At 66.7% G+C, this 22,887-nt stretch carries 23 protein-coding genes, 1 other RNA gene and 1 pseudogene; 7 read left to right on the top strand and 18 right to left on the bottom strand.

Annotated elements, in window-relative coordinates:
* Window positions 1-29: 29 nt before the first annotated feature.
* The 3 genes from J0F76_RS09330 to J0F76_RS09320 are packed head-to-tail and all read right to left on the bottom strand — an operon-like array spanning window position 30 to window position 2,580.
* Window positions 30-971 (bottom strand): site-specific tyrosine recombinase XerD, encoded by a 942-nt coding sequence (locus tag J0F76_RS09330; protein WP_207468354.1) that lies wholly within the window; start codon window positions 969-971, stop codon window positions 30-32.
* Window positions 968-2,425, bottom strand: coding sequence for a hypothetical protein (locus J0F76_RS09325; protein WP_207468351.1), 1,458 nt, complete (start codon window positions 2,423-2,425; stop codon window positions 968-970). Before J0F76_RS09325 ends, J0F76_RS09330 begins: the two co-directional genes overlap by 4 nt.
* On the bottom strand, window positions 2,422-2,580 hold the full coding sequence (locus tag J0F76_RS09320) for a hypothetical protein (protein WP_207468348.1): 159 nt from the start codon (window positions 2,578-2,580) through the stop codon (window positions 2,422-2,424). Before J0F76_RS09320 ends, J0F76_RS09325 begins: the two co-directional genes overlap by 4 nt.
* A 125-nt stretch (window positions 2,581-2,705) precedes the next feature.
* Here J0F76_RS09320 and J0F76_RS09315 point away from each other — a divergent pair, with 125 nt between their 5' ends.
* A complete protein-coding gene (locus J0F76_RS09315) occupies window positions 2,706-3,257 on the top strand; it encodes a shikimate kinase (protein WP_207468346.1) in 552 nt (183 codons plus the stop codon).
* Entirely contained in the window at window positions 3,254-4,369 is a 1,116-nt protein-coding gene (aroB, locus tag J0F76_RS09310) for a 3-dehydroquinate synthase (RefSeq protein ID WP_207468343.1), read from the top strand. The genes J0F76_RS09315 and aroB overlap by 4 nt, the downstream gene beginning before the upstream one ends.
* Before the next feature lie 18 nt (window positions 4,370-4,387).
* Here the strand turns inward: aroB and ssb are convergent, their stop codons facing one another.
* Complete coding sequence (ssb, locus tag J0F76_RS09305; RefSeq protein WP_207468340.1) at window positions 4,388-4,891, bottom strand: single-stranded DNA-binding protein; 504 nt, start codon at window positions 4,889-4,891, stop codon at window positions 4,388-4,390.
* Window positions 4,892-5,062: 171 nt separating this feature from the next.
* On the opposite strand from ssb, the gene J0F76_RS09300 reads away from it, so the two are divergent.
* The gene (locus J0F76_RS09300; protein ID WP_207468338.1) at window positions 5,063-5,686 is read left to right on the top strand and encodes a lytic transglycosylase domain-containing protein; all 624 of its coding nucleotides are present in this window, start codon (window positions 5,063-5,065) and stop codon (window positions 5,684-5,686) included.
* A gap of 114 nt (window positions 5,687-5,800) precedes the next feature.
* Window positions 5,801-6,864, top strand: a pseudogene (locus J0F76_RS09295) (IS5 family transposase).
* Between the two features lie 165 nt (window positions 6,865-7,029).
* On the opposite strand, the gene J0F76_RS09290 reads toward J0F76_RS09295, so the two are convergent.
* The 4 genes from J0F76_RS09290 to scpA form a co-directional block, all read right to left on the bottom strand.
* A complete protein-coding gene (locus tag J0F76_RS09290; protein ID WP_207468335.1) occupies window positions 7,030-8,319 on the bottom strand; it encodes a homoserine dehydrogenase in 1,290 nt (429 codons plus the stop codon).
* A 60-nt stretch (window positions 8,320-8,379) separates the two neighbouring features.
* Window positions 8,380-8,913: a hypothetical protein gene (locus J0F76_RS09285; RefSeq protein WP_207468333.1), complete on the bottom strand. Its 534-nt coding sequence runs from the start codon at window positions 8,911-8,913 to the stop codon at window positions 8,380-8,382.
* 1 nt (window position 8,914) lies between these two features.
* On the bottom strand, window positions 8,915-9,730 hold the full coding sequence (locus tag J0F76_RS09280) for a glycosyl transferase (RefSeq protein ID WP_207468331.1): 816 nt from the start codon (window positions 9,728-9,730) through the stop codon (window positions 8,915-8,917).
* A gap of 133 nt (window positions 9,731-9,863) precedes the next feature.
* A complete protein-coding gene (scpA, locus tag J0F76_RS09275) occupies window positions 9,864-11,999 on the bottom strand; it encodes a methylmalonyl-CoA mutase (RefSeq protein WP_207468329.1) in 2,136 nt (711 codons plus the stop codon).
* 57 nt (window positions 12,000-12,056) lie between these two features.
* On the opposite strand from scpA, the gene J0F76_RS09270 reads away from it, so the two are divergent.
* Window positions 12,057-12,560: a DUF4174 domain-containing protein gene (locus J0F76_RS09270; RefSeq protein WP_207468320.1), complete on the top strand. Its 504-nt coding sequence runs from the start codon at window positions 12,057-12,059 to the stop codon at window positions 12,558-12,560.
* An 89-nt stretch (window positions 12,561-12,649) separates the two neighbouring features.
* Here the strand turns inward: J0F76_RS09270 and J0F76_RS09265 are convergent, their stop codons facing one another.
* From J0F76_RS09265 to J0F76_RS09225, 9 genes are all read right to left on the bottom strand, one after another.
* A complete protein-coding gene (locus J0F76_RS09265; protein WP_207468318.1) occupies window positions 12,650-13,240 on the bottom strand; it encodes a hypothetical protein in 591 nt (196 codons plus the stop codon).
* Between the two features lie 15 nt (window positions 13,241-13,255).
* On the bottom strand, window positions 13,256-15,253 hold the full coding sequence (locus J0F76_RS09260) for an acetyl-CoA carboxylase biotin carboxylase subunit (RefSeq protein WP_207468315.1): 1,998 nt from the start codon (window positions 15,251-15,253) through the stop codon (window positions 13,256-13,258).
* 99 nt (window positions 15,254-15,352) lie between these two features.
* Window positions 15,353-15,565, bottom strand: a complete 213-nt coding sequence (locus tag J0F76_RS09255) for a hypothetical protein (protein WP_207468313.1) — start codon at window positions 15,563-15,565, stop codon at window positions 15,353-15,355.
* A gap of 57 nt (window positions 15,566-15,622) precedes the next feature.
* Window positions 15,623-15,865, bottom strand: coding sequence for a hypothetical protein (locus tag J0F76_RS09250; RefSeq protein ID WP_207468311.1), 243 nt, complete (start codon window positions 15,863-15,865; stop codon window positions 15,623-15,625).
* Window positions 15,866-15,992: 127 nt separating this feature from the next.
* Complete coding sequence (locus J0F76_RS09245) at window positions 15,993-16,415, bottom strand: hypothetical protein (RefSeq protein ID WP_207468309.1); 423 nt, start codon at window positions 16,413-16,415, stop codon at window positions 15,993-15,995.
* 87 nt (window positions 16,416-16,502) lie between these two features.
* On the bottom strand, window positions 16,503-16,646 hold the full coding sequence (locus tag J0F76_RS09240) for a hypothetical protein (protein WP_207468306.1): 144 nt from the start codon (window positions 16,644-16,646) through the stop codon (window positions 16,503-16,505).
* 205 nt (window positions 16,647-16,851) lie between these two features.
* The gene (locus J0F76_RS09235) at window positions 16,852-18,384 is read right to left on the bottom strand and encodes an acyl-CoA carboxylase subunit beta (protein WP_207468304.1); all 1,533 of its coding nucleotides are present in this window, start codon (window positions 18,382-18,384) and stop codon (window positions 16,852-16,854) included.
* A 169-nt stretch (window positions 18,385-18,553) separates the two neighbouring features.
* Window positions 18,554-18,650: signal recognition particle sRNA small type (ffs, locus tag J0F76_RS09230), an RNA gene on the bottom strand.
* Between the two features lie 40 nt (window positions 18,651-18,690).
* Window positions 18,691-20,565 carry a bifunctional 2',3'-cyclic-nucleotide 2'-phosphodiesterase/3'-nucleotidase gene (locus J0F76_RS09225; protein WP_207468302.1) on the bottom strand — a complete coding sequence of 625 codons (1,875 nt, stop codon included), beginning with the start codon at window positions 20,563-20,565 and terminating at the stop codon, window positions 18,691-18,693.
* Between the two features lie 286 nt (window positions 20,566-20,851).
* Between J0F76_RS09225 and J0F76_RS09220 the strand changes: the two genes are divergently transcribed.
* Entirely contained in the window at window positions 20,852-21,304 is a 453-nt protein-coding gene (locus tag J0F76_RS09220; protein ID WP_207468300.1) for an SRPBCC family protein, read from the top strand.
* Here J0F76_RS09220 and J0F76_RS09215 read toward each other — a convergent pair.
* Window positions 21,301-22,158: a prephenate dehydratase gene (locus J0F76_RS09215; RefSeq protein WP_207468298.1), complete on the bottom strand. Its 858-nt coding sequence runs from the start codon at window positions 22,156-22,158 to the stop codon at window positions 21,301-21,303. The genes J0F76_RS09220 and J0F76_RS09215 overlap by 4 nt on opposite strands.
* 115 nt (window positions 22,159-22,273) lie before the next feature.
* Between J0F76_RS09215 and J0F76_RS09210 the strand changes: the two genes are divergently transcribed.
* Complete coding sequence (locus J0F76_RS09210; protein ID WP_207468401.1) at window positions 22,274-22,810, top strand: c-type cytochrome; 537 nt, start codon at window positions 22,274-22,276, stop codon at window positions 22,808-22,810.
* The last annotated feature ends 77 nt before the right edge of the window (window positions 22,811-22,887 follow it).

Below are 22,887 nucleotides of genomic sequence, written 5' to 3'. Positions count from 1 at the left end.
AGCGGCAGGAAGGGCAAGGTCCAAGACCCCTATCCCCTGCGGGCAAGGGGATGATGGGTCAGCACCAGGTCCCGCATCCGGTCGTCCAGGACATGCGTATAGATCTCGGTCGTGCCCAGGTCGGCATGGCCCAGCAGCGTCTGGATGCTACGCAGGTCGGCGCCGCCTTCCAGCAGGTGGGTGGCAAAGGCGTGGCGGATCACATGCGGCGTCACGCGGGACGGAAGGACGCCCGCGCGCACGGCCATGTCGTTCAGCAGCCGCCCGAAGGTCTGGCGCGGCATGTGGCCCACGGCGCCCGGCGCGGGAAACAGCCAGCGCGCGCCCTTGCCCGCCACAAGGCGTCCCAAGGCGCTGTTCTTCGGGGCAGCGTCGCGCAGCGCCAGCCAGTGCGACAGCGCCCGCCGGGCCGGGGGGGTCAGCGGCACCATGCGTTCCTTGCTTCCCTTGCCCCGGATCAGCAGCACGCGCGGATCGCCCCGGCACGCCGCGACGGGCAGCGACACCAGTTCGCTGACGCGCATCCCGGTCGCATAAAGCAGTTCGATAAGGCACAGGTTGCGCGCCTGTTCTGTCTCGCTGCGCCCGATCTGGGGGGCGGCGGCAAGCAGGGCCTCGATCTCGTCCCGGCCAAGGGTCTTGGGCAGGCGCTTGGCCTTTCCCGGGCCCACGATGCGGATGGCGGGGTCGTCCTCGCGCCAGCCTTCCTCCAGCGCGAAGCGCGAGAACTGCCGGATCGAGGACAGCCGCCGTGCGCGCGTCGCTCGCGACAGACCCTGTGCGTCGCAATGGGTCAGATAGTCCTCGACCCGTTCGCGGGTCAGGTCGGCAAGCGTCGCGCGGCGGGCAGCCAGCCAGTCCGACAGGTCGCGCAGGTCGCGCCCATAGGCCAGCATCGTATTCTGCGCCGAACCGGACTCGGCAGCCTTGGCATCCAGAAAGGCCGAGATGGCGCGGTGATCGGCGATCATGGCGCGACCCGCATCACCGGCAGCAGCGACAGTTGCGCCGCCGCCAGATCGGCCTCGGCCGACAGCCCCAGCGCGCGGATCATCGCAAGGCCGCGTCCCGCGCGGGGCAGGTCGCCGTCAAGCCCCGCATCCACGTCTGCCATGGCGGCCAGCAGGGCCTCGCCCTTCTGGGTGTCGGGGGGCTGCACGCCATCGGCTTTCAGCGCCGGGTCCAGAACCAGCGGCACCGGCGTCGGCAGGCCCTGCCATTGGCGCAGCCAGACGGCGATCTCGGCCGAGCGTCCCTCGCCGCCCTCGGGAAGGTCGGCGGCAACCATGGCGGCAAGGACATCCGCCATGCCGGCGCCGCGGAACTGGTCAAAGGCGTGGGGCAGGGCGGGCGAGGGGTCGCCCCCGGCCAGGGCGGCCTCCAGGGTGCGCATGGCGCCCGCGCGTTCCCAGACCCCGCCCGAGGCCGCGGGCTTCTGTTCGCTGTAAAGTGCGCGCAGCATGTTGGGCGCAATGGCGCCGGCGCGGGCAAGACGCTCGGCCGCTTCCAGCCGCGCCTTCCAGCCATTGTTCATCCGCAGGTCGGAATGGGCAAAGGCGATCGGCAGGGCCGATGTCGGCAGCGGCTGGCCGATCGCCTCGTGGATGCGGAAGTCCAGGGGCGTCATGCGGTCTGGGGCGGGCAGCGCCTCGCCGCTGTCCACATAGGCGTCGTCCAGGAAATGCGTCAGCAGCACCGCCTGCCGCTGGTCCAGCAGGCCCAGCGTCTCGGCCCCGTGCAGGCTGATGGCGGCGGCGGCCCAGTCGCCGGTCTGCGCAAGGCAGAAGATGCGCGCGGCAAAGCTGGGCGCAATGCCGGGAGTGGTGTTCATGATGTCGCAAGCCCGGCCCTCGTCCCCTTCCAGCAGGGCGATGTCGAACAGGCGGCGGAAGATTTCGGGATTGCTGGGTCCGGCGGCGATCAGCAGCGCTTGCGCCCGGTCCACGGCGCCCGCATCCAGCAGCCGGTCGGCGCGCGCCAGGAACAATGCGCCCTGCGGGGCGTCAGCCTGCGTTGGCGGGGCGAACTGCGTGGTCAGCACGCGATCCAGCAGCGCGTTCATCGCGGGCAGCCGGGCAGGTGTGCGCAGGATCATCTCGGCCAGGGCGGTGGTGGTGCTGCCTTCCCACAGATCCGGCGGAAGGCCGGCCTTGCGGGGGGTCTTCAGGCCCACGGCGTCGGGATTGCCGTTGCCCAGCCGGGTGACCTGGACCGAGCCGACCTCTCCGGTCGCGGCGACGGGCTTGGGGCCGGGGGCGCCGGGCACGTCGGGGGGCGGCTTGTCGCCCGGCCTCCAGGCCGAGCTTTCGCGATCTGGCCCGCGCACGCTGCCCGACAGCCAGTCGCTGGCCGACAGCGGCTGCTGGCCCTGGGCAGGCCAGGCCAGCGCCAGCGCAACGGCCACGGGCAGCAGGCGCACGCTCACTCGGTTTCCGTCCCGGCGGCGGGTGCCGCAGGCGCGCCGGCGATGGGGCTGCGCACCTCGGACCGGACCGGCTGCATGTCGCCGAAATAGGCGTATCCCACCAGGCCGATCACCGCAGCCAGAATCAGCACCACCAGAACCTTGAGCAGCCGCATCGAAATTCGCCTCGTTCGTCGTTGTTCGCTACATTCAGCCGGTCTTTCGCCGGCTTGGCCGGAATATATATGGCATTTTCCGAAAGATCACGCCATTCAGTCGGGCCAATGAACGGGGGTTGTTTATGCGCCAGCGCCTGAGGCGCCATATCGTGCTGGTTGGAATGATGGGGGCGGGCAAGACCGCCCTCGGGACGGAACTGGCCCGGCGGCTGCACGTCCCCTTCACCGATTCGGATGTCGAGATCGAAACGGCGGCGGCCATGTCCATCTCCGAGATTTTCGCCCGCGACGGAGAGCCGTTCTTCCGCGACCGCGAGGCGCAGGTCATCGCGCGCATCCTGAAGGAATCGCCGCGCGTGATCTCGACCGGCGGGGGCGCCTGGATGCAAGAACGCAACCGGGCGGCCATCAGGGCGGCGGGCCTGTCGGTCTGGCTGGCCTGCGACCTGGACACGCTGTGGCACCGGGTGCGGCAGCGCACGACCCGGCCCCTGCTGAAGACCGCCGATCCCAAGGGCACCCTGGCCCGCCTTCTTGCCGAACGCGAGCCGACCTACGCCCTGGCCGAACTGACCTTTCCCGCGCGCCCCGGCGACAGCGTGGACGCCGCCACCGCGCGGCTTCTGGACGCGATCCGCGACGCCGACCCCGCCCTAGTGATCGAGACGCCATGACCAGCCATCCCCAACCCGTCACCGTTCATGTGCCCTTGGGCGACCGCGCCTATGACGTCCGCATCGGCGCCGGTCTGATCGACCGCGCGGGCGAGGAGATCGCGCCCTTGCTGCGCCGTCCGCGCGTTGCCATCGTGACGGACGAGACCGTGGCGGGGCTGCACCTGAAGCGCCTCCAGGCGGCACTGGCGGCGCAGGGCATCGTGTCCGAGGCCCTGGTGCTGCCGCCCGGCGAATCCACGAAAAGCTGGCCGCACCTGACCACCTGCGTCGAATGGCTGCTGGAACACCGGGTCGAGCGGCGGGACATCGTCATCGCCTTTGGCGGGGGCGTGATCGGCGATCTGGTGGGCTTTGCGGCGGCGATCCTGCGTCGGGGCGTTCGCTTCGTGCAGATCCCCACGACGCTTCTGGCGCAGGTGGACAGCAGCGTCGGCGGCAAGACCGGCATCAACAGTCAGCACGGCAAGAACCTGATCGGCGCCTTTCACCAGCCCTCGCTGGTTCTGGCCGACATCGCGGTGCTGGACACGCTGACGCCGCGCGATTTCCTTGCGGGCTATGGCGAGGTCGCGAAATACGGCCTGCTGGGGGACGCGGACTTCTTCGAGTGGCTGGAGGTCAATGCCCCCCGCCTGCGCGACGACATGGCGCTGCGCCAGCACGCCGTCGCGCATTCGGTCGCGATGAAGGCGGGCATCGTCACCCGCGACGAAACCGAGCAAGGCGAACGCGCGCTGCTGAACCTGGGCCATACCTTCGGCCACGCGCTGGAATCGGCCACCGGCTATTCCAGCCGCCTTCTGCATGGCGAGGGCGTGGCGATCGGCTGCGTGCTGGCCTTCGACCTGTCGGCCCGCATGGGGCTGTGCAGCCAGGAAGCGCCGTCGCGCGTGCTTGCGCATCTGCGGGAAATGGGGATGCCCGCAGCCATCCGTGACATTCCGGGCGATCTGCCCGACGACGCCGCGCTGATCGCGCTGATGGGGCAGGACAAGAAGGTCGTGGACGGCCAGTTGCGCTTCGTCCTGGCGCGCGGCATCGGCGAGGCCTTTGTCAGCGACGACGTGAAGGCGGACCTGCTGGAACAGGTGTTGCGGGACGCGCGCTAGCCGCGCCCCGCGACAGGATCAGAACGGAATTTCGTCGTCATAGTCGCTGCGGCTGCCGCCACCCTGGCTGCCGCCGCCGCCGCTGCTCGACGAGCCGCCGCGATCGTAGTCGTCATACCCGCCGCCCCCGAAGCCGCCGCCGCTGTCACGGCCGCCGCCCGAGCCGCCGTCGCGTCCGTCCAGCATCTGCAGGGTGCTGTTGAAGCCGCGCAGCACGACCTCGGTCGCGTAGCGGTCCTGGCCGGACTGGTCCTGCCATTTGCGGGTTTCCAGCTGGCCCTCGATATAGACCTTGCTGCCCTTCTTCAGGAAACGCTCGACCACGTTGACCAGGCCCTCGGACATGATGGCGACGCTGTGCCATTCGGTCCGTTCCTTGCGCTCGCCCGTGTTGCGGTCCTTCCACTGTTCCGAGGTTGCGATCCGCAGATTCGCGACCTTGCCGCCGTTCTGGAAGGTGCGGATTTCGGGGTCGCGGCCCAGATTGCCGATCAGGATGACCTTGTTGACGCTGCCTGCCATGGCGGGCTCCTTGCACTGTGTTTCTTGGCGAACGGTCTAGCGCAGGGCCCTTCTCGATGCAAATAGGCGCTTTGGCGCCGACGTGCCCCGGCCTGTCTGAAAAGCGATGCTGGCGACGGGCCCCGAAATCTGTATAGTCCCCTCAAAACCCAAAACAACGAGGGCGGGGACATGAAATTCATCCCAACCATCAAGGCGGGTCTGTGCGCGGTCCTGATCGCGGGAATCGCGGTTCCCGCCGGGGCCGAGGGGCTGCGCCTGTCGGGCAGTTCATCGAAATCGCGCGCCGAGCAGTTCGCCCGCCAGACGCGGCTGATGGATTCGCGGTTGGCCGGGCAATACCAGCAATCGGCGCGGCTGCAGCCCAGGGGGCGCAGCACCAGTTCGGTGGAAATCCAGCTTTCCGCGAACATTCCCGCCTATCGCGGCAAGCGCAGCGACTTCATCCCCCACGCCCGCGCGGCCGCCCGCCAGCACGGTATCCCCGAGGATCTGTTCCTGCGTCTGGTCCAGCAGGAATCGGGCTGGAACCCGCGGGCCCGGTCCCACAAGGGTGCGACCGGCCTTGCGCAGCTGATGCCCGGAACGGCGGCGAAGCTGGGGGTGAACCCCAATGATCCCGTGCAGAACCTGAACGGCGGGGCACGCTATCTTCGGATGATGTACAACCAGTTCGGCAACTGGCGCCTTGCGCTGGCGGCCTATAACGCGGGACCGGGCGCGGTGCAGAAATACGGCGGCATCCCCCCCTATCGCGAAACGCGCAACTATGTGCGGATCATCGCGGGAAGCTGAGGCTTTCCGCCTTGGAACGAAGCGGGGCCTTGCGGCCCCCTTTCCTTTTTCAGGGCACCTGGAAAAATTGCGCTAACCGGGCCGCCGGGGCAGGACGCACAGGGCTTTCGGCTGCTGGAGCTTGACGATGGTGCAGATGGGTTTTTTGATCTTTCGGACCGCTATGCGAGCCTGGACACCAAGAAGGATCCCCTGGTCGAGATCAACGCCGTGGCGGCACGGGAGGAGTTTCGCCCCATCCTTGAGCGGGTCTGGCGCAAGCCCATGGACGCCGTTCTGATGTTCAAGACGCTGGTGCTGAGCGCGCTCTATAACCTGTCCGACGACCAGATCGAATACCAGGTGCGTGATCGGCTGTCGGCCAGGACGGTTCCTCAGCCTCGGGCTTGAGGACCGGGTGCCCGATGCCAAGACGGTCTGGCTTTATCGCGAGGCGTTGGCGCAGGCAGGCGTGGTGGAGATGCTGTTCAAGCAGTTCGACGGCTATCTTGCGCGACAAGGTTATATCGCGCGGGGCGGGCAGATCCTTGATGCCTCCATCGTCCCGGTGCCGCGCAACCATAATACGCGTGATGAAAACCAGGCAATCAAGAGCGGTAAAAGGTTCCTGAGGATTGGGCGGACCACCCGGCCAAGCGGTCACAGAAGGACGTTGATGCCCGCTGGAGCGAGGAGGATCAGAAAACAGTCTGGGGGACTGTTTTCCCGACGAGTAAGCACGGGAAATCCCACTATGGCTACAAGAACCATGTGAGTATGGACAGGAAGCACAAGCTGGTGCGGCGTTACCATGTCAGCGATGCCGCCCTGCACGACAGCCAGGCGGTGGACCACCTGCTGACGCGGGGCAACACCGGCGCGGGTGTCGGGGCCAATCCGGCCTATCGCTCCGAGGACATGGAAGCCAGGCTCTGCGCGTGCAAGCTGAAGAGCCACATCCACCGCAAGGGCAAGCGCGGCAAGCCGCTGACCGAGCAAGCCAAGGCAGCAACCGGACCAGATCTTCGGTGCGCGCACGGGTCGAGCATGTCTTCGGCGCGCAAGCCAACGAGATGGGCGGCACACTGGTGCGGACGATCGGCATGGTGCGGGCGAAGGCAAAGATCGGGATGAAGAACCTGGCTTACAACATGCGCCGCCTCGGCCAGTTGAGCCGTCTGAACCCGTGCCCGGGCTGACACCAGGGCGCGGAAACCAAGTCGTGCGGCACGAAACGCCGCGCGCGACAGGCAAAGCATCAATGACCCCATAGCGCGCAAGGGCGCTGACGGGCTGCATCACGCCCATTTCGAGCCGCCCGCCCGCTACCCGCAGCCGGAAAAGCTAAAGAATCGAGGTGCCCTTCAGACTTCCTCGATCCGCAACTCGACCGGATCGCTGACCAGGACGCCCGTGCGCGGCAGCGCCTCGATGGCGAAGTCGATGGCCTCGGGCGTGGTCTTGTGGGTGACCACCAGGACCGGAACGCTTTCGGGGCTGTGCTGGCCATACTGGCGCATCCGGTCGATCGAAATCCCGGCCTCACCCAGGACGGTCGCGACCTTGGCAAGCGCGCCCGGCTTGTCCTGCAGTTCCAGCCGCATGTAGTAGGCCGCCGGAACGGCCGTGCGCGCGGGCTGCGCGGCTTTCAGGCTGGCCGCCGGTTGGCCGAAGACCGGCAACTGCACGCCGCGCGCGATCTCGATCACGTCGGACATGACGGCACTGGCCGTCGGGCCTTCGCCCGCGCCTGCGCCGCGCAGGACGATCTGGCCGACGCTGTCGCCCTCGACCACGACCATGTTGGTGCCGCCCATGAGCTGACCCAAGGGACTGTCGGCGGGGACAAGACAGGGGGACATGCGCTGTTCCAGCCCGCGCGGCGTCATCTGCGCCACGCCCAGCAGCTTGATGCGATAGCCCATGTCGGCGGCGCGGCGGATGTCGTCGATGCTGACGCGCTCGATCCCCTCGATCTCGACCGCGTCGAAATTGACCTGCGTGCCGAAGGCGATGGCAGACAGGATCGACAGCTTGTGGCCTGCGTCGATGCCGCCCACGTCCAGGGTCGGGTCGGCCTCCAGATAGCCAAGCTGGCGGGCTTCCTCGAACACGTCCGCGTAGGGCAGGCCCGCGCTTTCCATCCGCGTCAGGATATAGTTGCAGGTGCCGTTCATCACGCCCATGACGCGGCGTATCTCGTTGCCGGCAAGTGATTCCGTCATCGCCTTGATGACGGGGATGCCGCCCGCCACCGCTGCCTCGAACCGCAGGGTGCGGCCCAGGCCCTCGGCCAGTTCGGCAAGCGCCTGGCCATGGACCGCCAGCAGCGCCTTGTTGGCCGTGACGACGTCCTTGCCCGACCGCAGGGCCGCCTCGATGCTGTCCTTGGCGATGCCGCTGTCGCCGCCCACCAGTTCGACGAAGACGTCCACGTCGCCGGCGGTCGCGACGGCCATCGGATCGTCCTCCCACCGGTAGGAGGACAGGTCGGCGTCGCGGTTCTTGCGCCTGTCGCGGGCGCTGATGGCGGTGATCGACACGGGGCGGCCCGTCCGGAGCGCCAGAAGATCGGCGTGTTTCTGGACGATCTTGACGACACCGATCCCGACGGTGCCGAGCCCGGCGATACCCAGGCGAAGGGGGGACGACATAAGGGCCTCTTGTCTAACGTCGCCTGCTGTTAGCGCGCCGGGCGGCCTCATGCAACGGAGTCAGGCATCGCCCCCCTCGCGATCGTCGAATCCGGCCCATTCGCCATGGATTCCGGTGTCCCGCATGATGGACACGACCCGCCGCGCCGCCCGCAAGGTATCGGCATGGATGGCATGGACGGCAGCGGCGTCCATGTCGTCGGGGTAACGCTCGCCGCGCGTGTTGATGAAGGTGGGGTGCCAGAAACCCGGCTTGCCGCCGGGACGCCACGAGGCGTGGCACAGCAGGTTCCGCTTCAGGCGGATCATGCGCAAATCCTCGGCCAGGGGCTGTCGTCCTTCGATGCCAGATTGCTTCATCGCGGCGGCAAAGCTGTCGATCAGGGTTCCCAGGGTGTCGTCGGCGATCTCCTCCATCCGCCGCAGCCATTGCTGCAGTGCCTTGTCGCTGACCTCCGCCCCCAGTTCCTGGCGGGTCAGCGAAAAGATCGCGCGCTTCAACGCCTCCTCCAGAAAGCCGAAGGCCGATATGGCGTGGCCGATGGCCGCCGCCATCTCGTCCGACAGGCGGTCCGGCGCGCGCGGCAGGCTCATCTCACTCGCGCCACAGGTCTTTGACCCAGGTGGCGGGCAGCAGGTAGTGGCGCAGGTGCTTGGACAGGCTTTCCCGGCGCCCCGGGCCAAGGGCGGCGCGCAGGTGATCCAGCGGCGGGCGGTGCCGCTCGTCCTCGTGCCACCGGCCCGCAATGGCATCCGGCGGGTTGAGGTTGCCCGCGAAGATCACGATCCGGCTGTTCTTCGGCACCTTCGGTTCGCGAAGGTAGTTCAGCGGAAAGGGCGGGACCGAATGCATCCGGAAATGTGCCAGCCAGCCGCGCGGCCAGAACTTGACGCCGCCCGGCGCGTTGCGGGTGACGAAACGCTGCTCGTACTTGTACTTGTCCGCCACGGCCTGCGGATCGGCGCGAAAGATGTCCTGCAGCGGCGCCAGCTTGCCCACCCGCATCCGATAGACGGACGTCTGCCCCAACTTTTCCAGCGGCGTGTTCGGATTGCGCCCCAGGATCGTGTCGTCGGGATCGCCGAAGGTGAAGAACGGGTCCAGGTTTCCGGTGATGATGACGTCCAGGTCCAGAAACAGCACCACGCCCGTCACATCGCCCAGATCCCCCCACAACCGAGACTTGGGCCATTTGCCCCGCGTGTTGACGGGCACCCGGTATTCGAAGACCGGCAGCGGTCTCACGGCGATATCGGGATGCAGGCCCGCGCCGTCATCGGTAAAGCAGAACAGCCGAAAGGGCGGGGTGATGTTGCGGCTGATCATCCCGTGCAGGCGGTTGACATATTCCGGCCCGAACTTCGTGCCCCACTTGATGCAGATGATCTGCTTGATCTCCGGCTCGTCCATCCGCCTGTCCCTTGCTGCCGCGCGCAAGGTTTCACAGCCGCGAAGTCAAGGCAATGTCCTTTGCCTTGGTCCAAATATCCCACAGGGGGTTCCGGGGGACGTGAAGTCCCCCGGCCACCGCGGGACGCAAAGCTTAAGCCGCCCGGCTTTCCCGGATCAGCCGCAGGATGTCGGCGGCAGCGGTGGGAATGTTCGTCCCCGGCCCGAAGATCGCCTTCACGCCCGCCTGCCGCAGATAGTCATAGTCCTGCTGCGGGATCACGCCGCCGCAGATGACCAGGATGTCCCCGGCGCCCTGCGCCTTCAGCGCCTCGATCAGCTTCGGCGCCAGCGTCTTGTGCCCCGCCGCCTGGGAACTGATGCCCACCACATGCACGTCGTTGTCCACCGCATCCTGCGCCGCTTCCTCGGGCGTCTGGAACAGCGGGCCGACGTCCACGTCGAAGCCGATGTCGGCGAATGCCGTGGCGATCACCTTGGCGCCCCGGTCATGGCCGTCCTGGCCCATCTTGACCACCAGCATCCGGGGGCGGCGGCCCTCCTCCTCGGCAAAGGTTTCCACGTCCCGCTGGATCGCGGCAAACCCTTCGTCACCCTCGTAGGCCGCCCCATAGACACCGGCCAGGGTCTTCACCTCGGCCCGGTGACGGCCCCATTCCCTTTCCATCGCCATGCTGATCTCTCCGACGGTTGCGCGGGCGCGGGCGGCCTCGACGGCGGCCTCCAGCAGGTTACCGCCCTCGCGGGCGCGGCGGCTGATCTCGTCAAGCGCGGCCTGGGCTGCGGCCTCGTCGCGCGTCGAACGGATGCGGTTCAGGCGCGCGATCTGGGCATCGCGGACCTTCATGTTGTCGATGTCCAGGATGTCGATCGGGTCTTCGCGGTCCTTGCGGTACTTGTTGACACCGACGATCACCTCCTCGCCCCGGTCGATCTGGGCCTGGCGGCGGGCGGCGGTTTCCTCGATCCTCAGCTTGGGCATCCCCGAGGCGACGGCCTTGGTCATGCCGCCCATCGCCTCGACCTCCTCGATCAGGGCCCAGGCCTTCTCGGCCAGCTCGGCCGTCAGGCTCTCGACGTAATAGGACCCGGCCAGGGGATCGACGACATGGGTGATGCCGGTCTCCTCCTGCAGGATCAGTTGGGTGTTCCGCGCGATGCGCGCGCTGAATTCCGTCGGCAGGGCGATGGCCTCGTCCAGGGCGTTGGTGTGCAGCGACTGCGTGCCGCCAAGAGCCGCCGACATCGCCTCGTAAGCGGTGCGGACCACGTTGTTGTACGGGTCCTGTTCCTGCAACGACACGCCCGAGGTCTGGCAATGCGTCCGCAGCATCAGGGACGACGCCTTCTTCGGCTGGAAATCCGACATGATCCGGTGCCACAGCAGCCGCGCGGCGCGCAGCTTGGCGATCTCCATGAAGAAGTTCATGCCGATGGCGAAGAAGAAGGACAGCCTTCCTGCGAACTGGTCCACGTCCATGCCCGCGCTCAGCGCCGCGCGCACGTATTCGCGCCCGTCGGCCAGCGTGTAGGCCAGTTCCTGCACCAGGTTCGCGCCCGCTTCCTGCATGTGATAGCCGGAGATCGAGATCGAGTTAAACTTCGGCATCTCGTGGGACGTGTATTCGATGATGTCCGCGATGATCCGCATCGAGGGTTCGGGCGGATAGATGTAGGTGTTGCGGACCATGAACTCCTTGAGGATGTCGTTCTGGATCGTGCCCGACAGGACCGCGCGCGAATGGCCCTGTTCCTCTCCGGTCACGATGAAGTTGGCCAGGATCGGGATCACCGCGCCGTTCATGGTCATCGACACGGACACCTTGTCCAGCGGAATGCCGTCGAACAGGATCTTCATGTCCTCGACCGAATCGATGGCGACGCCCGCCTTGCCGACATCGCCCACCACGCGCGGATGGTCGCTGTCATAGCCCCGGTGCGTCGCCAGGTCGAAGGCGACCGACACGCCCTGCTGCCCCGCCGCAAGCGCCTTGCGGTAGAAGGCGTTCGATTCCTCGGCCGTGGAAAAGCCCGCGTATTGGCGGATGGTCCAGGGACGGCCCGCATACATTGTCGCGCGCGGGCCGCGGGTGAAGGGCGCGATGCCGGGCAGGCTGCCCAGGTGGTCCAGGCCCTCCAGATCGGCCTCGGTGTAAAGGGGCTTGACCGGAATGCCTTCCAGCGTGTTCCAGGTCAGGCTGTCGGGACCCTTGCCCTTCAGTTCCTTCGCCGCAAGCTTCTGCCAGTCGTCCAGCGTGGGTTTCGTCATGATCCATCCTTTCGCACGGCGCGGGCTGCCCTATATTCAGGGCAGGAAGGGGTGCCGATGAAGTTGAAATTGCTGTTAGTTGCGATGCTGGTCGCAGCCATGGGTCCGGCAAGGGAGGCGCCCCCGCCCAGGGTCGAGCCGCAGCCCGCCAGCCCCGAGGAGCTTGCGGCGCCCGAGCCCGAGCACGCGCGGCCAGACCTGCGCATCCTGTCGGCGGCGGAGGCGATGCCGGACGACTTCCTGTGGAGCGCCCGGCCGGTCGTGGTCTTTGCCGATACTCCGAACGATCCGGCGTTCCGCGAACAGATGCGTGCGCTGGAGGCGGGGGACCAGGCGCTGATCGAACGCGACGTGGTGGTCATCACCGACAGCGATCCGGGGGCGAACAGCACCTGGCGGCGGCAGTTGCATCCGCGCGGCTTTTCCCTGGTCATCATCGACAAGGACGGGCAGGTCAAGCAACGCCGCCCGCTGCCTTGGGACGTGCGCGAGATCAGCCGCGCCATCGACAAGCTGCCCTTGCGCCGACAGGAGATCGGCCGGGCGGGGATGGTGCCATAAGCGTTGAAAACCCGGACGCTGCCCCCTATATTCGGGGCGAAGGACTTGGAGGTTCGACATGAGCACGACATCCTACAACCCGCCCCCGATCACTGGCCGAACCGGCCCGAAGCCGGGTTATTGATCGTCTTCCGGTAAGACTTGCCCCGGCCGTTCAGATTGGCGCCGATTGCCTCCAGCGCCTGTTCCCCCAGTTCCAAGGCCTCGATCTTCATCGAGATGTAGTCGTGATACATCCCGGCCGCGCGCTCGGCCCCGATCTTCGCGACATCCAGTTCCCGCAAATCGCTGATCATCGCCGCGATGGCGTTCAACTGGCTGTAGTACAGCACCACCGGATCGACCGTGTCGCGCGGCAGCACGTGAATGTCGCCGATGATCGCGCGGAAGACGGCGTCGTTATGCTCGGTCGGGATGACCGGGAAGAAGCCTTTCTCGGTCAGGATGCGATCCTTGATCCGGGCCCCGTATTCGCCCACGTTGTCGCGCTTCAGCACCGCCAGATAGGCCCGGATCTCGGCAAACACCGCCCGCTGCACGTCGCGCACGCGTTCGGCCCGCAGGTTGGCATCGCGCCTGCGGTTCTGAAGCGCCACGACCCACCAGCCGATGGCCAGGAACAGCCCGGCGATGACCGCCTGCTGCGCCTGGGGGCTGAGATATTGGTCGAAGGGGGGCATCCGGGACCTGCGCGGCTATTCGAATTCCATGATCACGTCATCGACCTTGAGGCTCTGGCCCGCCTCGGCGTTCACCGCCTTGATTACGCCCCGCCGTTCGGCGCGCAGGATGTTTTCCATCTTCATCGCCTCGACCGTGGCAAGGGCCTGGCCTTCCTGAACCTCGTCGCCGGCGGCCACGTTCACGCGCACCACCAGCCCCGGCATCGGGCAGAGCAGGAATTTCGAGGTGTCAGGCGGCAGTTTCTCGGGCATCAGCCGGGTCAGTTCCGCGGTGCGGGGGCGGCGGACCTGGACCTTGAGGTCGGCGCCGCGCGTGCGCAGGCGGAACCCGGCGGGGATCTTGTCGACCTTCATCACCAGCGGGCGGCCATCGACCGTCAGCCGGGCAAGGGTCTGACCCGGTTTCCAGTCGCTTTCGGCGCGCAGGTCGCGGCCGTTCACGGCGACTGTCGCGCCCTCACGGTCGGCACGGATCTTGACGGGAATTTCCTGCCCGTTGACGAAAACCACCCAGTTCTCGCCCACCCGGCGTTCATGATTGTCCAACCGACCGCTGATCCGGGTGCGCCGGATCTCGGCCACGCGGTGCATGGCCGATGCCGCCGCCGCCACGCGGGCCAGTTCGTCCTCGGGCAAGGTCGCGCCGCCGAAGCCCTCGGGGTATTCCTCGGCGATGAAGGCGGTGGTGATGTCGCCCGCGACGAACTTCGGATGGTCCATGACTGCCGACAGGAAGGGCAGGTTGTGGCCGATCCCTTCGACCTCGAACTCGTCCAGGGCGACCCGCATCACCTCGATGGCCTCGCCGCGCGACGGCGCCCAGGTGCAGAGCTTGGCGATCATCGGGTCATAGAACATGCTGATCTCGCCGCCCTCGAAGACGCCGGTGTCGTTGCGGACCACATGGGCCTCGTCCGCGACCTCGGCCGGGGGGCGGTAGCGGGTCAGCCGCCCGATCGAGGGCAGGAAGTTGCGATACGGATCTTCGGCGTAAAGGCGGCTTTCCATGGCCCAGCCGTTGATGGTCAGGTCCGCTTGCGCAAAAGGCAGGGGTTCGCCCGCCGCGACCCGGATCATCTGTTCCACCAGGTCGATGCCGGTGATCAGTTCGGTGACGGGATGTTCCACCTGCAACCGGGTGTTCATCTCCAGGAAGTAGAAGTTCTTCGCCCCGTCCACGATGAACTCCACCGTGCCGGCGCTGGTATAGCCCACGGCCTTGGCCAGGGCCACGGCCTGCTCGCCCATGGCCTTGCGCGTCGCGGGGTCCAGGAAGGGAGAGGGCGCTTCCTCGATGACCTTCTGGTTGCGGCGCTGGATGGAGCATTCCCGTTCGTGCAGATAGACCGCGTTGCCGTGCCTGTCGGCCAGGACCTGGATCTCGATGTGGCGGGGCTGGGTCACGAACTTCTCGATGAAGATGCGGTCGTCGCCGAAACTGCTGGCCGCCTCGTTTTTCGACGACTCGAAGCCCTCGCGCGCCTCCTGGTCGTTCCAGGCGATGCGCATCCCCTTGCCGCCGCCGCCCGCGCTCGCCTTGATCATCACCGGATAGCCGATCTGGCCGCTGATGCGCACCGCTTCCTCGGCATCCGCGATCAGGCCCATGTAGCCCGGCACGGTGGACACGCCCGCCTCTTGGGCAAGCTTTTTCGACGTGATCTTGTCGCCCATGGCCTCGATGGCCGAGGAGGGCGGGCCGACAAAGACGATCCCTTCGCGCTCCAGCGCCTCGGCGAACTTCATGTTCTCGGACAGGAAGCCATAGCCGGGGTGGACGGCCTCGGCGCCGGTTTGGCGGATCGCGTCCATGATCCGGTCGATCACGATATAGGACTGGTTCGCGGGGGGCGGGCCGATATGGACGGCTTCGTCGGCCATCCTGACGTGCAGCGCGTTGCGGTCGGCGTCGGAATAGACGGCAACCGTCGCGATGCCCATCTTGCGGGCGGTCTTGATGACGCGGCAGGCGATCTCGCCCCGGTTGGCGATCAGGATCTTCTTGAACATGGGCCCCCCCGGCCAGACATGAAAAAGCCGCCCGAGAGCGCAGGGCCCCGGGCGGCGAAAAGGGAATCGGGACGCGCGCCGCGTGCCGCGATCAGGTCGTTACTGGCAAAGCCGCACGTCGTCGCACAGCACGCCTGCTGCACCGCCGAGGGCCGCGCCCTTGACGACGTTTTCACCGCCGACGCTGGCGATGGTCGCGCCGACACCGGCACCGATAAGGGCGCGGTCGGTATCGGTCGGGTTGATGCCCTGGGTGCAGCCGGCAACGGCGGTCGCGCCGACCAGTGCGGCAAGGGCAAGGAACTTGGACATGTCTGTCTTCCTGTCGAATGAGTGGCTGGACCGGAACGCCGGACCAGCCGGTCAGGTTCAGTAACGACGCTGGCAGACGCCTGCGTCGTCGCACAGCGCGCCACCCACGGCGCCGACAGCCGCGCCGGTCGCGATGTCCTCGTCCAATGCCTTGGCGATGACGGCACCGGCGACGGCGCCGCCTGCCGCGCGCTGCGCGTCGGGCGAGATGCCGCCCGCGCCATAGCCCTGGTCGCAGGCAGCCAGGCCGAGAAGAAGGAAAGCGCCGCCAGCAATGCGGGTGAACGTCGAGGTCTGCATAAGGTATTGCCTGTATTGTGGGCCGTTTCATCGGCCGGTGAAAGGTCGTGAACGACTATCGCATAGCAACAAGGAAGGTCAAATTGACATGCGTGTGAGATCAATGCCCTAGGCAGCAAGTCGCGCATCATCGACGGTCCGTTTCGTCGTCCTCGTCGCCGTCGTCCCACGCCTCGTCGTCCCAGCCGAAGTCGGGTGGGCTGTCGGGGGCGAAAAGCTCGGGGAAGGAGGCTTCGGCGGCGGCCATGTCGACCTGCAGCAACTGCTCGTAATCGGCGGGATCGAAAGCGCCGACAGGCTTGACCTCGCGGCCGATCAGCCAGCCCAGGCGGCCGGCGTCAAGGTTGCCGCGGACAAAGGGTTCCTCGCCGAAATGCTCGATCAGGGCGGCCAGGAAGCCCGCGTCGGCGCGGCGGTCGGCCGCCTTGCGGTCGCGATAGCGTTCGCGCCGGGTGATCGGCGTCGCGCCCTTCTTGCGATTCTCGCGGCGGATGACGAACTGGAAATCGGTGCCGGGAAGGCGTCCCGGAAAGCCTCGGTGCTTCAGCATGATGTGCCCCTGCGTTGGGGGCGGGGCTGCGCCGGGCCGGGAAGGCGCGGGCAGCCGAACCGCCCGCGTGATGTCAGCCGGTCGGTCTTACGAGCCGTACTTGCTGGTGTAGACCGGCTCGGTCGTGACCGGGTTGGGGGTGGGCACATAGACCTCGGGCTCTGCTGCCTGGCGCTGGCACGCAGCGAAAGCCGAAACCAGCACGAGGCTGAGGATGATTTTTTTCGACATACTGTCACGCTCCTGTAAAGCGGGCGCTCTGGCGCCCGTCTGCTCGGGTTCTGGGGGATGTCTTGCTGCACCGCCCCGGTGGCGATGATAGCGATGCCGTCCGTGATCAGACAGGCAGCCAGGCCGGCCGCGGACAAATGTCCCTTGCCCTGTGGCTGGCCTGCATCATTCACGCGTTTGTGCGGCACGGTTGAAATCCCGGAACTTACAGGGGAATGTTGTCGTGTTTCTTCCACGGGTTCGACAGCCGCTTGGTGCGCAGGCTGGCAAGCGCGCGGGCCACCCGCTTGCGGGTGGAATGCGGCTGGATCACCTCGTCGATGAAGCCCTTTTCCGCCGCGACAAAGGGGTTGGCGAAGCGGTCCTCGTAGTCGCGCGTCCGGGCCGCGATCTTGTCGGGGTCTCCCAGCTCGCTGCGATACAGGATCTCGACCGCGCCCTTCGCGCCCATCACCGCGATCTCCGCCGTGGGCCAGGCATAGTTGAAATCGCCGCGCAGGTGCTTGGAGGCCATCACGTCATAGGCCCCGCCATAGGCCTTGCGCGTGATCACCGTGACCTTGGGCACCGTCGCCTCGCCATAGGCGAACAGAAGCTTCGCGCCGTGCTTGATGACGCCGCCATATTCCTGACCCGTCCCCGGCAGGAAGCCCGGCACGTCCACGAAGGTCAGGATCGGGATCTCGAAGGCGTCGCAGAAGCGCACGAAACGCGCGGCCTTGCGCGAGCTGTCGATATCCAGGCAGCCCGCCAGCACCATCGGCTGGTTGGCGACGACGCCCACGGTGCGCCCCTCGATGCGGATGAAGCCGATGATGATATTGCCGGCGAAGTCCTTCTGGATCTCGTAGAAGTCGCCCTCGTCCGCGACCTTCACGATCAGCTCCTTCATGTCATAGGGCTGGTTCGGGTTGTCGGGGATCAGCGTGTCCAGGCTTTCCTCGACCCGGGCGGGATCGTCGAAGAAGGGGCGCACCGGCGCCTTGTCGCGGTTGTTCAGCGGCAGGAAGTCGAACAGGCGGCGGATTTCGGTCAAAGCCTCGACATCGTCCTCGAACGCGCCATCCGCGACCGAAGATTTCCGGGTATGGGTGGACGCGCCGCCAAGCTGTTCGGCCGTGACCACCTCGTTGGTGACGGTCTTGACCACGTCGGGGCCGGTCACGAACATGTAGGAGGTGTCCTTCACCATGAAGATGAAGTCGGTCATGGCCGGGGAATAGACCGCGCCGCCCGCGCAGGGTCCCATGATGACGCTGATCTGCGGCACCACGCCCGAGGCCAGGACATTGCGCTGGAACACGTCGGCATAGCCCGCAAGCGAGGCCACGCCTTCCTGGATACGCGCCCCGCCCGAATCGTTCAGCCCGATCACCGGCGCGCCGTTCTGCATCGCCATGTCCATGATCTTGCAGATCTTCTGGGCATGGGTTTCCGACAGCGAGCCGCCGAAGACGGTGAAGTCCTGCGAGAACACATAGACCATGCGTCCGTTGATCGTGCCCCAGCCGGTCACGACGCCGTCGCCATAGGGGCGGTCGGCCTCCATCCCGAAATCGGTGGAACGGTGCGCCACGAACATGTCGAACTCCTCGAAGCTGCCTTCGTCCAGAAGCAGTTCGATCCGTTCCCGCGCCGTCAGCTTGCCGCGGGCGTGCTGCGCGTCGATGCGCCGCTGGCCGCCACCAAGCCGGGCCTGCCCACGGCGGTTTTCCAGTTCCTGCAGAATGTCCTTCATGGCGGCACCCCCCGTTATGCACAGGCAGCGTAGTCAGGCGGGGCAGTGCGGGAAAGCGCAATCGGGAAAATTTGCAAACCAAGAAAAGATGAGAGGGCGAAAAATGCAAACATGCAAAGCAATCGCGTGGGGGCGAGTGCACGGCGGAACTAACGCAAAAAAGGAGATGGGTGAGAGGCTGGACAACGACCCAAGCGGGGCTCGTTACGGCTGCTTCCTTCCGGACCTGACCGGGTTGGCGAGGCGCCTGCCCGCGCCAACCTCTCGCGTGCTAGATAGTGCGGCTGCGCGGGCGATGCAAGCCCGTCAAAGATGAACACGCAGAAGGGCGAACCCCGCATCCGTCCGTCCGGCATGTTCCAGGTCCAGATCGCAGCGGGCGGCGACCCGGGACAGCAGGGAAAGAGCGGCGGGGCCGGTTTCAAGCGTCACCGATGTTCCCGGCATGGGCACGAACCGCCAGGCCGGATCGGGATCCACCGACAGATGGCGGCGCTGGCGCAGGTAGTTCCGGATCACGTCCCGCGTCTGAGGGGCGGAACGCATGATGGATGCCTTTCCGGCGGTCAGCGAGGCAAACAGCCCCCAGCCGGCCATCCGGTACGAGTTGGTCGCCAAGACGAAGCGGTCCTCGTCGTTCAGCGGACGGCCGCGCCATGTCAGGTCGCGGACACGGCTGCTGCCCGTGGCTGATCCGTCAAGCGCATGGCCGGCGGGTTGCGACAGGTCGATGCGCCAGCGCAGGCCCTCGATCACGTCGAACTGATAGGCGGCGAAGCGCGGGTCTATCAGAGGCTGGTCGGGACTGCCCGCATCGATGCGGTTGAACAGACTGGCCGATCGTTCCAGCCAGCTACGCAGATCCGCGCCGTTTACCTGCAGGGCGCAGATCCGGTTGGCGAACGAATAGATGTCCGTGAGATTGCCGAGGTGCAGCCGCCCCGCCGGCACATCGGTATAATGGAAGGGACCGCCGCGCCCGCCCGCCCGGAACGGCGCCGCGGCGGACAGCACGGGAAGCCCCTGGGCCGCCGTTCCCTGCAGGGCTTTGCGGACAAACCAGCGTTGCGCCATGTTCACCAGGCTGAGGGCGGGATCGAAGCCCACCAGCGAGAAATAGCTGCTGATCCGCTGCTGGCTGGTTCCGATCCGCGTGGCAAGCCGCGACAGCGTCGTGCGATGGGAACTCGCCACGAGGCGCAGGATGGCGGGGGCAGGGGACAGCCGGTTCCCGACTGATTCGCAGCGAGATGTCGCGCCCGCAAGCCGCCATTCCCCCGATGCCCCGCGCACCAGCGACAGGTCGATCACCCCCAGATGCGAGCCGCCAAATCCCGGCATGACCGCGGGTGTGCCGGACAGCGTTCCGCCGATCGCATCGACGAATGATCCTGAAGCTTCGCCCTCTCCGGGAAAGACCTCATGCGTGTGGCCGGCCACGATGGCGTCGATGCCCTCGAGGCGGCCCAGGTCCGCGGCGACATTCTCGGCCCCTCCCGATCCGGGATGCGGGGAAATCCCGCTATGGGCCAGCGCGATGACGAGGTCTGCGCCTTCGGCCCGCATCCGGGGCACGATCCGGCGCGCGACGGCAAGAATGTCGTCGCAGCGGATCTGGCGTGACAGATCCGTGTTCCACGCCCTTGTCTGCGGCGGCAGGAAGCCCACCAGCCCGATGTTCAGCAAGGCGGGCTCGCCCGTCTCGGACAGGACGCGCCTTGCAAGGATGGTGTAGCGGGGAAAATCCGGGCGTCCCTTGATCCTCAGGTTGGCAGCAAGGAACGGAAAGCGGGCCTGCCGCGCGGCGCATTGCAGGACATCCAGGCCGAAGGCGAAATCGTGGTTGCCGATGGCTGCGGCGTCATAGCCCATCAGGTTCATGGCGGCGATGGCCGGATGGCCCTTGCCGACGGTCAGCGCCGCCTGATCGCCCAGCGGCGTGCCCTGAAGGAAGTCGCCGTTGTCCAGCAGCAGCGTGTTGCGGGCCTTGCGGCGATGCTGGTCCACAAGCGACGCCACCTGCGCCAGGCTGCCGCGCGTGCAGGTACGGCCTGAATGATAGTCATGCGGCAGCAGCTTCATGTGCATGTCCGTCGTGGCGAGGATGCGCAGAACGACAGTCTGGTGCAGGGGGGCGGATGGGGGAACGGAAAGCTCGATCTCGCCCGATCCGTCCGGCATGTACAACTCCGACCAAAGATCTTCCGGCGCGGCAGGCGCCACCATGGCCAGACTATCGGCCGACCGGCAGCCACTCAACCACAGATTGTTGATTTTGGCAGGTTAAATGATTTGCGCATTCAAAATCCCAATACTATCCTGAAAGTATTGACTGGTGCGTGCTTGCTTGCAACAGGGCAAGGAAAGCTATTCTATTCCTGGTTGAAGTTCTTTCCGTTGTAGGATTATCACCTGCATGGTTCGCGGCCTGATCGCCGCAGACATGCCCCGGATGGTTTAACCGCGAATGAAATTCTCGACCCGCATCGACTCCGATATTCCCGCGACCGACCTGTTCGACATCGCCGGCGATTTTTCCCGCAGCGAACGGACCCTTTCCGCGCGCGGCGTGGCGGTGCGGCGCATCGATCCCGCGCAAGAGCCGGGGACGGGCCTGGGGTGGCTGCTGGATTTCAACTGGCGCGGTCAGCGCCGGTCCGTCCGACTGGACGTCACGCGCTTCGACCGGCCGTCGCGCGTGACCTTCGCGGGCCACTCGGACCAGTTCGACCTGTCGATCGATCTGACCGTCGTCGCGCTGAGCCGCGTCAAGTCGCGCCTGCTGTTCGAGACCGAGGTCCGTCCCCGCAACATGCGGGCGCGGCTTCTGTTGCAGACGGCCAAGCTTGGCAAGTCGCAGCTGGATCGCAAGTACGACCAGCGAATCGCCGATTTCGTGACGCACTTGCGCGCGGCCTAGGCCGTCTGGCGCTGCGCCTCGCGAAGCGGATCGGCGGGATAGACGCCCAGCATGTCCAGCGACGACGTGAAATAGCGCAGCTCCTCCAGCGCGCGTTGCAGCGCGGGGTCTTCGGGGTGCCCCTCGACATCGGCATAGAACTGCGTCGCGGTGAAGACACCGTCCACCATGTAGCTTTCCAGCTTGGTCATGTTGACGCCGTTGGTGGCGAACCCTCCCATCGCCTTGTAGAGCGCGGCGGGCAGGTTGCGGACCCGGAAGACGAAGGTGGTCAGCATCCGGTCGGACCGGCGGCTGTGATCGGGCTGCCGCCCCATGATCAGGAAGCGGGTGGTGTTGTGGTGGTGATCCTCGATGTCGCGGGCCAGCACCTCCAGCCCGTAAATCTCGGCGGCCAGTTCGCTGGCCATGACGCCCATCCCCGGCGTGCGGTCGCGCGCCAGGTCGGCGGCGGCGCCCGCGCTGTCGGCCGAGGCGGCGGCGGTGATCCCGTGCCGCGTCAAAAAGCCGCGCGCCTGCGGAATCAGCACCAGATGCGCGCGGACGTGGCGCACGTCCTGCAACCGGGTGCCCGGCGGCGCCATCAGCGCGATGCGGACCCGCACAAACGCCTCGTCCAGGATGTGCAGGCCGGATTCGGGCAACAGGTGGTGGATGTCGGCCACCCGGCCATAGGTCGAATTCTCGACCGGCAGCATGGCAAGGTCGGCCTGGTGGCTGCGCACCGCCTCGATCACGTCCTCGAAGGTGCGGCAGGGCAGGGCCTCCATGCCGGGACGGGCCTTGCGGCAGGCCTCGTGGCTGTAGGCGCCGGGCTCGCCCTGGAAGGCGATGCGGTTTGTGGTGGTCGTCATGGCCCGCTGTCCGAATTTTGACTGGTCGCCGGGTAACTATACCTTGATCCTTCAAAGCGAAAGCGGATAGATACCCGTCGAATTGACGAGCTTACCAATGCGGGGATCGCACGCGATGTTCAACACCATGACCGTGACCAAGGCCGCCGGCGCGCTGATCGGCGCGCTGCTGTTCCTGATGCTTGCCAACTGGGCGGCAAGCGGCCTGTATCACGTGGGCGCAGCCCATCACGGCGAGGGTGAGGAAGTCGCGCAAGCCTACAGCATCCCGGTCGAGGAAGCTGCCGGCGGCGGCGAGGAAGCCGCCGAGGAGCAGATCGACTTCGCGGCGCTTCTGGCATCGGCCGACGTGGCGGCCGGCGAAAAGGACTTCGGCAAGTGCAAGGCCTGCCACAAGCTGGACGGCACCGATGGCGTCGGCCCGCATCTGAACGGCGTCGTCGGCCGCGAGGTCGCGGCAGTCGCGGGCTTCAGCTATTCGCCCGCCATGGTCGAGCACAAGGCCGAGGCGCCGCAATGGACGCCCGAGGCGCTGCAGGAATTCCTGGCAAACCCCAAGGGCGTCGTGTCGGGCACCAAGATGTCCTTCGCGGGCCTGAAGGACCCGCAGGATCGTGCCGACATCATCGCCTATCTTCAGGGCCAGCAGTAGGCATCCAGGCATCGGCGATCGGGGGCGCATCTTCGGATGCGCCTTTTTTCATGCCCTTCGGTGGCGTTCCCCTCACG

This window comes from Paracoccus fontiphilus, from assembly GCF_017356265.1.
In the GTDB taxonomy this organism is placed as follows: domain Bacteria; phylum Pseudomonadota; class Alphaproteobacteria; order Rhodobacterales; family Rhodobacteraceae; genus Paracoccus; species Paracoccus fontiphilus.
The sequence above is the reverse complement of the archived record's forward strand: the minus strand, read 5'-3'. Positions and strand labels throughout refer to the sequence as shown.

Excerpts from the sequence above, each read along its gene's own strand:
- J0F76_RS09300 (WP_207468338.1), top strand. The coding sequence starts at position 5,063 with ATGAAATTCATCCCAACCATCAAGGCGGGTCTGTGCGCGGTCCTGATC.
- J0F76_RS09280 (WP_207468331.1), bottom strand. The coding sequence starts at position 9,730 with ATGGACGAGCCGGAGATCAAGCAGATCATCTGCATCAAGTGGGGCACG.
- J0F76_RS09270 (WP_207468320.1), top strand. The coding sequence starts at position 12,057 with ATGAAGTTGAAATTGCTGTTAGTTGCGATGCTGGTCGCAGCCATGGGT.
- J0F76_RS09255 (WP_207468313.1), bottom strand. The coding sequence starts at position 15,565 with ATGTCCAAGTTCCTTGCCCTTGCCGCACTGGTCGGCGCGACCGCCGTT.
- scpA (WP_207468329.1), bottom strand. The coding sequence starts at position 11,999 with ATGACGAAACCCACGCTGGACGACTGGCAGAAGCTTGCGGCGAAGGAA.
- J0F76_RS09245 (WP_207468309.1), bottom strand. The coding sequence starts at position 16,415 with ATGCTGAAGCACCGAGGCTTTCCGGGACGCCTTCCCGGCACCGATTTC.
- J0F76_RS09260 (WP_207468315.1), bottom strand. The coding sequence starts at position 15,253 with ATGTTCAAGAAGATCCTGATCGCCAACCGGGGCGAGATCGCCTGCCGC.
- J0F76_RS09250 (WP_207468311.1), bottom strand. The coding sequence starts at position 15,865 with ATGCAGACCTCGACGTTCACCCGCATTGCTGGCGGCGCTTTCCTTCTT.
- J0F76_RS09235 (WP_207468304.1), bottom strand. The coding sequence starts at position 18,384 with ATGAAGGACATTCTGCAGGAACTGGAAAACCGCCGTGGGCAGGCCCGG.
- J0F76_RS09220 (WP_207468300.1), top strand. The coding sequence starts at position 20,852 with ATGAAATTCTCGACCCGCATCGACTCCGATATTCCCGCGACCGACCTG.
- ssb (WP_207468340.1), bottom strand. The coding sequence starts at position 4,891 with ATGGCAGGCAGCGTCAACAAGGTCATCCTGATCGGCAATCTGGGCCGC.
- J0F76_RS09215 (WP_207468298.1), bottom strand. The coding sequence starts at position 22,158 with ATGACGACCACCACAAACCGCATCGCCTTCCAGGGCGAGCCCGGCGCC.
- J0F76_RS09320 (WP_207468348.1), bottom strand. The coding sequence starts at position 2,580 with ATGCGGCTGCTCAAGGTTCTGGTGGTGCTGATTCTGGCTGCGGTGATC.
- J0F76_RS09290 (WP_207468335.1), bottom strand. The coding sequence starts at position 8,319 with ATGTCGTCCCCCCTTCGCCTGGGTATCGCCGGGCTCGGCACCGTCGGG.
- J0F76_RS09225 (WP_207468302.1), bottom strand. The coding sequence starts at position 20,565 with ATGCCGGACGGATCGGGCGAGATCGAGCTTTCCGTTCCCCCATCCGCC.
- J0F76_RS09315 (WP_207468346.1), top strand. The coding sequence starts at position 2,706 with ATGCGCCAGCGCCTGAGGCGCCATATCGTGCTGGTTGGAATGATGGGG.
- aroB (WP_207468343.1), top strand. The coding sequence starts at position 3,254 with ATGACCAGCCATCCCCAACCCGTCACCGTTCATGTGCCCTTGGGCGAC.
- J0F76_RS09265 (WP_207468318.1), bottom strand. The coding sequence starts at position 13,240 with ATGCCCCCCTTCGACCAATATCTCAGCCCCCAGGCGCAGCAGGCGGTC.
- J0F76_RS09285 (WP_207468333.1), bottom strand. The coding sequence starts at position 8,913 with ATGAGCCTGCCGCGCGCGCCGGACCGCCTGTCGGACGAGATGGCGGCG.
- J0F76_RS09210 (WP_207468401.1), top strand. The coding sequence starts at position 22,274 with ATGTTCAACACCATGACCGTGACCAAGGCCGCCGGCGCGCTGATCGGC.
- J0F76_RS09330 (WP_207468354.1), bottom strand. The coding sequence starts at position 971 with ATGATCGCCGATCACCGCGCCATCTCGGCCTTTCTGGATGCCAAGGCT.
- J0F76_RS09240 (WP_207468306.1), bottom strand. The coding sequence starts at position 16,646 with ATGTCGAAAAAAATCATCCTCAGCCTCGTGCTGGTTTCGGCTTTCGCT.